Consider the following 6,709-nt stretch of genomic DNA (forward strand, 5'->3'; position numbering starts at 1 on the left):
CCTTGGTCGGCAGTAGTTCCACGCCATGCGTGGATGCGTTGCGAGGAAGCACCCTAAAGCTCCAGCACCCGCCGATAACTCAACGGCCCACGCCCATCGCGCAGGCCCAACCGCAGCTCGAGTCCGGTGGCCGGCAACACTTCGCCGTCGCTGGGCAACATCGCCCACCCGGCACCCGGTTGCCACGCCCGCACATCGAAGCGCTGCACCTCACGCGCTACCACAATTCCCTTCGACAGATCCGGCGCGGGCAGTGGATACCGGTCGGTAGCGGCGCCACTGGCCCGCCATAGCGTCGCGCCCTGCCGCCACCAGCGCACCCGCTGCCAGTGCAGCCCATCACTGCCCACGCTGCGGGTGATCTCCAGCGCGAAGCTCCCATCGGGATGCCGTTCGCTCACCAGCGACGGCGGCAACAACCGCTGCGGACGGTCCGATGGCCGCACTGCACCATTCATCAACGCGTCGTCTGCACGCATCTCGATGTCGCGCTGGAACTGCTGCAGCACGCGCAGTGCCGTCGTGGTCTCGGCATCGGCCTGGCGCAGGCGCTGGTCGCTGCTGGCCACACTGTCAAGCGCCCGCCAGCAGATCAGCGCCAGTACGCCCATGATGGTGATCGCAATCATCACCTCGATGAGGGTGAAGCCGCGGACGGCGCGCCTCATTGCGCCGCCGTCCACGGCAACTGCATCCGCGCCAGCGACTGCCGGGGAGCATCCTCGGCAACCACACTCAGTTCCAGCTGAGGCTGGCCGTCGCCGCCCGTGTCCAGATGCTGAAGCACCAGGAAGCTGCCGCGCCCCTGCACACAGCGCTGCCGGGCATCCTGCGGTGCCTGTCCGCTCAGACGCAATTCCTGCCAGCGATCCTGCGCGCACAACAGTGCCAGGCGACGGTCACGCAGCCGTGACTGATCGTCGGTCGCCACTGCCACCGAGCGCATCACCGCCGCCAGTGCAATCGATACGATCGCCAATGCGATCAGCACTTCGATCAGGGTGAATCCGCGTGCCGCCTGCTTCATTGCACGACCTGCAACTGTCCGCTGCCATCATCACGAAGACGCAGTGTGCGACCCTCCAGCGACAATCCAAGCTCCCAGGCGATACCGATCCACTCCGGGCTCAGCTCAATGGGGCTGGCGGGCTGCACCGCAATGCTCGCCACCTGCCACTTCTGCGGTCGCAGCAGATCATCGCGTTCAACGGTCACCCAACCGCTGCCTTCGCGGCGGCTGAAACGATAGCCGGTGGCGTCGGCCTGCCAACGCAGGGGGCGGCCATCGATGCGCGCCTCATCGCGCGCCACCTGCAGGCGCTGCGCCAACCGCTCGGCTTCCTGTCGCAGCTGCCGGCCCGGGTCGAGCAGGCTGCCCAGGCCCAGCCCGATTCCGGCCGTGCAGATGCCGATGATCACCAGCACCACCATCAGTTCCAGCAGGGTGAAACCACGCGGCACGCGCTGCATCGACGTTGCCTCCTGTCCGGGTCGATGCCTGCCAGCGTAGGGCGGCATGATGAAACAAAAGCGTCAGCCACAGCTGCTAGCGTAGGTGGACACGACCGTGGCGATGGTGCGGAACATGGATGGCAGGCGCTGGGATCGCAATCGCATGTTGACCCTGCTGGCGGGGACCCTGCTGCTGGCGGTGGTGGCCTATTGGAGCGTCACCCTGTCTGCGGTGGCGCCCATCGCGGCTGCCAGCGAAGCACATGCAGAGCCGCCGGTACGTCCGATGTTCGACGCGATGGCCAGCCTGCCGCTGGTACGGCTGCTGTCCCCTGGGGCAGTGCAGACGGAGGTGGTGGTGCTCGGCGTGATGGCCGGTGAACACGCGCCGCTGGCGTTGCTGTCGGTGGATGGCCGACCCGCGGAGGCGTACGCACCAGGCCAACGCCTCGGACCCTGCACGGTACTGGCCAGCATCAGTGCCAGCGCAGTGGAACTGAACCAGGCCGGTCAATCGCGCAGCTTGCCGGTGCCTGAGTTGCCGCCGGTGCCGACCGAGGGCATCGTACCGGCTGACTTGTAGAGCCGAGCCTACGCTTGGCTGCTCCTGCGCGGCATCGCCGATGAATGCAAAGACAGCCGAGCATGGGCTCGGCTCTACAAAGGCGCTGGCTCAGCGCGCCGGGCGCTGTGGCACCAGGGAACGACCAAAGGCATCGCCCATGCGCTGTCGCGTGCCTTCCAGGTTGTACTGCATCAGCTGGTTGCCGGGCTGTTGCATCAGGCGTTCGGCCTCCGGAAGCGCCGGTGATTTCGCCGCTTTCGATGCCGGCGCAAGTTTGCGCTGCAGGCAGTCCCACGCCGGAATGCGCTCGCCATTGACCTGTACTTCGATGCAGGGCGCGGCGTCTTCCTGCTTCTTCGTCTCGTCAGCGCGCACCGGGGGCAACACCAGCAACAGCGCAAGGGTGAGGGCAGCGCGCAGGCCCGCCATCAACGATTCACGCATCTCGAATCTCCCGCAGCAATCGACGTTCTGCAATGAAGACGTGTGGCGAAGGCAGGGTCCGCCTGCGTGCGTTGCGGCGCTGTCAAAAGATGACAGTGCTGTCACAAAACTGTTGGCGGTTTTGACGCGACGTACACGTCCTGTTGGTAGACCCACGCGCCGCTCCATGGCCATTCTCTTCGATACGACGCGATGCCTTCGATGACTCCTGTTCCGTGCCGAGCCGTCCGCCTTCCCCTGCGCTTGCATCCCCTGGTGCTGGCCCTGGCCGCGATGCCGCTGCCGTTGTTCGCGCAGGAGGCAGCGCCTGCGCCCAGCGTGAACATCAATGAATACATCGTACGCGGCAATACCGTGCTCGATCCGCGCCAGATCGAGCGCGCGGTCGAGCCCTTCCTCGGCCCGGGAAAGACCCTGGCCGATGTCGAGAAGGCACGCGATGCCGTCAGTGCGCTATACCAGCAGGCGGGCTACCAGTCGGTCTACGTGGAGCTGCCCGAGCAGCAGGTCAGTGGTGGCGTGGTGCTGCTGAAGGTACAGCAGACACCGATCGGCCAACTGCGGGTCGTGGGAACGAAGCACGAATCGCCCGAGCGCATCCGCGAACGCGTGCCGGCGCTGGCGGAAGGCAAGGTGCCGGACTTCGACCAGGCACAGAAGGAATTGACTGCGCTGAACGAAGGGGGCCGCCGCCAGGTGATGCCGCTGGTGCGCGAGGGCCAGGTGCCGGGCACGATGGATGTGGACCTGCAGGTCGAGGAGAAGTCGCCGTGGCGCGCCAGTGCGGCGCTCAACAACGACCACAGCGCCGATACCGAGAAGCTGCGGCTGAGTGCATCGCTGGCCCATGACAACCTGTGGCGGCGTGGGCACAGCGCGAGCATCGGCGTGTTCATCGCGCCGGAAGACATGGACCAGGCAAAGGTGTTCTCTGCCTCCTACACGGTGCCCTTCGAGGGCACGCCGTGGAGCCTGGAGGCCTCGGGCTACAAATCCGACAGCCGCGTACTCAATGCGGGTGGTCAAGGCGGTGCAGGCGCGGGTACCGGCACCAATGTGATCGGTAACGGTCATTCGATCGGCCTCAAGCTCAACTACCGCCTGCCCGGCAGCGGTGCCTGGTGGCGACAGCTCAGTCTCGGCGTGGACTTCAAGGACACCGAGGAAGACACGCAGATGGGCAAGGACAGCCTGAAAACGCCACTGAAGTACGCACCGATCACCCTGGCCTTCGTCGGCGTGCGCCAGGGCGAGCAGGATCAGCTGAGCATCAACACCCAGCTGGTGGCTGGCACCCGCCGCCTGTTCGGCTACGGCAGCGACGCCATTGCCTTCGACCAGAAGCGCTACTGGGCCGACCCGAGTTTCGTGGCCTTAAAGGCCGATGTGGCCAACACCCACACCTTCGGCAGCGACTGGCAGTGGTACGCACGCGGCTCGCTGCAGGTGACCGATGCGCCCCTGGTGTCGGCCGAGCAGTTCGCCGCCGGTGGCATGTACACCGTGCGTGGCTACCTGTCGGCCGAGGCGATCGGCGACTACGGCGGCCTGGCCAGCCTGGAATGGCGCACCCCGGCGTGGTCGCTGTGGAGCGGCACCGACCTGCGTGTCTACAGCTTTGCCGACGCGGCCTACCTGCGCCTGCGCCAGCCGCTGCCCGAGCAGCGTGACAAGTACAACCTGGCCTCGGTCGGCCTGGGCGCGCAGCTGCGCCTGGGCGAGCACCTGCAGCTTCGCCTGGACTACGCCTGGCCCTACGCCGATGGCCCGGTCACGCGCAAGGACGACCCGCGCCTGCATTTCAACATCAGCACCAGCTACTGACCCTTCCCTTGAGATGCGTTCTCCGGAGACCCTTTGCATGGACCGTCTGCTTTCCCGAATGTTGCTGCTGCTGGCTGCGCTGATCGCGCTGCCCGCCGCCGCGGCCGATGCCAACTGGTGGCAGGCCGAATGGAAGTACCGCAAGCCGATCACCGTCGACGCCGGCCCACAGGGTGCGGGGTTGGCCGGTAACCCCGGGCGGACACCGCTGCTGCTGCGCCTGCATACCGGCAACTTCGGTTTTGATGGCACCCAGGAGGGCGGCAATGACCTGCGCTTCGTTTCTGCTGACGGACGCACCGTGCTAGCCCATCAGATCGAACAGTTCGACCCGAACCTGGGCCTGGCCCTGGTCTGGGTGGACGTGCCGGCACTGACCGCCAGCGCGCCGCAGACAATCTGGATGTACTACGGCAACCCAAAGGCACCGGCCAGCGGCAATGGCCAACAGGTGTTCGATCCGGACTACACGCTGGTCTACCACTTTGCCGAAGCCAATGCGCCGGCGCGCGATACCACGGCCTACGGCAACACGGCCGGCGCGGTGGTGCCCGCAGCGGAAAGCACGGTGATCGGGCGTGGCGTGCAGCTCGGGACCGGCCCGCTGCCGCTGCCGGCCAGCGCTTCGCTGGCACAGGAAGCGGGCGCGCCGCTCACCGTTTCGGCCTGGATCAAGCCGGGCGCGCTGACCACCGCGCAGGCGATCTATGCCCGGCGTGATGGCAGTGCCGAGCTGGTGGTGGGTATCGACAACCGTGTGCCGTTCGTGCAGCTCAACGGCCAGCGCAGCACGCCGGCACAGCCAATTCCGGAAGGGCAGTGGGCGCATCTTGCGCTTACCGCCGAGAAAGGTTCGTTGCAGCTGTATCTGAACGGTCGCGTGGTGGCCCAGCTCAGTGGTGAACTGCCGGCACTGACCACCGCAGCGGTGGTGGGTGCCGACGCACCGGGTGCGACGCAGGCGCTGGCCAACTTCGATGGCGCGCTGGATGAACTGCGGGTCTCACGCGTCGCGCGCCCGGCGGCACTGCTGTTGGCCGATGCCACCGCGCAGGGCGCCGACTCGCGCCTGATCAGCTACGGTGCCGACGAGCAATCTGCGGGGCAGAGCCACTTCGCCTTCATCCTCAAGGCGATGCCATTCGACGCCTGGGTGGTGGTCGCCATCCTTGGCCTGATGATGCTGCTGTCGTGGGCGATCATGATCGCCAAGGGGCGCCACTTCGGTCGAACCAGCAAGGCCAATGCAGTGTTCACCGAGAGCTTCAGCAAGCTTTCCGGCGTGCCGCTGCGCACCCTGTCCGACATGGACCGCCAGGGAAAGGCGCCGACCGCGATGCATGACGGTTCGTTGTGGCGCATCTACCAGGTGGCCATCGATGAAATGCAGCAGCGCCACCAGCGCGATGGCAACAGTGGCTACCTCAGTGGCGCCACCATTGCGGCGATCCGCGCCTCGATGGATGCGGTGATGGTGCGCGAGCAGGAATCGATGGCGCGGCGCATGAACTGGTTGTCGACCACCATCGAGGGCGCGCCGTACGTGGGCCTGTTCGGCACCGTGATCGGCATCATGCTGGTGTTCGTGGTGGCGGCGATGGCTGGCGCGGTGGACATCAACTCGGTGGCGCCGGGCATGGCCGCGGCGCTGCTGTGTACGGCGGCTGGCCTCGGCGTCGCGATCCCGGCGCTGTTCGGCTACAACTATCTGGGTGCACGCGCCGAAGCGATAGGCGCGGACATGGCGGTGTTCATCGACGAGTTCGCCGCGCGCCTGGCCGAAGAGCAGGACGGGCGCGGCCCGGCCGCGGTCCAGGGCTGAGGGGCGCGCCATGGGCCAGAAGGCGAAGTTCGGCATCAAGAAGCGCGAGAAGGGCATCAACGTGACGCCCTTCGTCGACGTGCTGCTGGTGGTGCTGGTGATCTTCATCCTGACCAGCAACGCCTCCATCCCCGGCATCGAGGTCAACCTGCCGAAGGCCAGCAACAGCGTCGCGCTGGAGAAGCCGAAGACCAAGGCGATCACCATCGACCCCAGCGGCCAGGTGTTCCTGGATGCCTACCCGGTGACGATGGCCGAGCTGGAAGACCGGCTGCGCACCGAGCGCGCGACCACGCCGGATTTCCCGGTGATCGTGCGCGGTGATGCGCAGGTGCAGTACGCCCGCGTGGTCGAGGTGCTGGACCTGCTGCGGCGACTGGAGCTGGCCCAGGTCGGCCTGGTCACCGGCAAGGCGCAGGGCTGAGGCATGACGGCCCATCAACCCCCTCGGCCGGAGCCCGGCATGCGCGGCCGCCAGCTGTTGGTGACCGTCGCGCTGGTGCTGGCTGCGCTGCTGGTGCTTGGCATTGCCGTGTGGTGGATGCTGTTCAAGGACACCGCCAGCACCCGCAGGCCGGTGGTGCAGCCGCCGATGCTGGCGT

8 protein-coding genes and 1 pseudogene are annotated in these 6,709 nt (G+C 66.8%); 5 read left to right on the forward strand and 4 right to left on the reverse strand.

Going from position 1 to position 6,709, the window contains the following annotated elements; genetic code table 11:
- Positions 1 to 53: 53 nt before the first annotated feature.
- From QRO91_RS13910 to gspH, 3 genes are read right to left on the reverse strand one after another with little or no spacing between them, the layout of a single operon-like run.
- Positions 54 to 668: a prepilin-type N-terminal cleavage/methylation domain-containing protein gene (locus tag QRO91_RS13910; protein ID WP_285310439.1), complete on the reverse strand. Its 615-nt coding sequence runs from the start codon at positions 666 to 668 to the stop codon at positions 54 to 56.
- Positions 665 to 1,027, reverse strand: coding sequence for a type II secretion system minor pseudopilin GspI (gene gspI, locus QRO91_RS13915; RefSeq protein ID WP_197650146.1), 363 nt, complete (start codon positions 1,025 to 1,027; stop codon positions 665 to 667). Before gspI ends, QRO91_RS13910 begins: the two co-directional genes overlap by 4 nt.
- Entirely contained in the window at positions 1,024 to 1,470 is a 447-nt protein-coding gene (gene gspH, locus QRO91_RS13920) for a type II secretion system minor pseudopilin GspH (protein ID WP_197650145.1), read from the reverse strand. Before gspH ends, gspI begins: the two co-directional genes overlap by 4 nt.
- 103 nt (positions 1,471 to 1,573) lie before the next feature.
- On the opposite strand from gspH, the gene QRO91_RS13925 reads away from it, so the two are divergent.
- Positions 1,574 to 2,035 carry a general secretion pathway protein gene (locus QRO91_RS13925; protein WP_180848964.1) on the forward strand — a complete coding sequence of 154 codons (462 nt, stop codon included), beginning with the start codon at positions 1,574 to 1,576 and terminating at the stop codon, positions 2,033 to 2,035.
- A gap of 90 nt (positions 2,036 to 2,125) precedes the next feature.
- Here the strand turns inward: QRO91_RS13925 and QRO91_RS13930 are convergent, their stop codons facing one another.
- Positions 2,126 to 2,461, reverse strand: a complete 336-nt coding sequence (locus QRO91_RS13930; RefSeq protein WP_049431573.1) for a hypothetical protein — start codon at positions 2,459 to 2,461, stop codon at positions 2,126 to 2,128.
- 201 nt (positions 2,462 to 2,662) lie between these two features.
- On the opposite strand from QRO91_RS13930, the gene QRO91_RS13935 reads away from it, so the two are divergent.
- The 4 genes and pseudogenes from QRO91_RS13935 to QRO91_RS22495 form a co-directional block, all read left to right on the forward strand.
- Positions 2,663 to 4,285: a ShlB/FhaC/HecB family hemolysin secretion/activation protein gene (locus QRO91_RS13935; RefSeq protein WP_049431590.1), complete on the forward strand. Its 1,623-nt coding sequence runs from the start codon at positions 2,663 to 2,665 to the stop codon at positions 4,283 to 4,285.
- A 37-nt stretch (positions 4,286 to 4,322) separates the two neighbouring features.
- Complete coding sequence (locus QRO91_RS13940) at positions 4,323 to 6,107, forward strand: DUF2341 domain-containing protein (RefSeq protein WP_197650143.1); 1,785 nt, start codon at positions 4,323 to 4,325, stop codon at positions 6,105 to 6,107.
- 10 nt (positions 6,108 to 6,117) lie between these two features.
- The gene (locus tag QRO91_RS13945) at positions 6,118 to 6,531 is read left to right on the forward strand and encodes a biopolymer transporter ExbD (protein WP_005409874.1); all 414 of its coding nucleotides are present in this window, start codon (positions 6,118 to 6,120) and stop codon (positions 6,529 to 6,531) included.
- Between the two features lie 39 nt (positions 6,532 to 6,570).
- Positions 6,571 to 6,709: pseudogene (locus QRO91_RS22495) on the forward strand (ferric siderophore transporter TonB); the annotation flags it as partial.

Source organism: Stenotrophomonas maltophilia group sp. Smal32 (assembly GCF_030237085.1).
Taxonomy (GTDB): Bacteria; Pseudomonadota; Gammaproteobacteria; order Xanthomonadales; family Xanthomonadaceae; genus Stenotrophomonas; species Stenotrophomonas maltophilia_Q.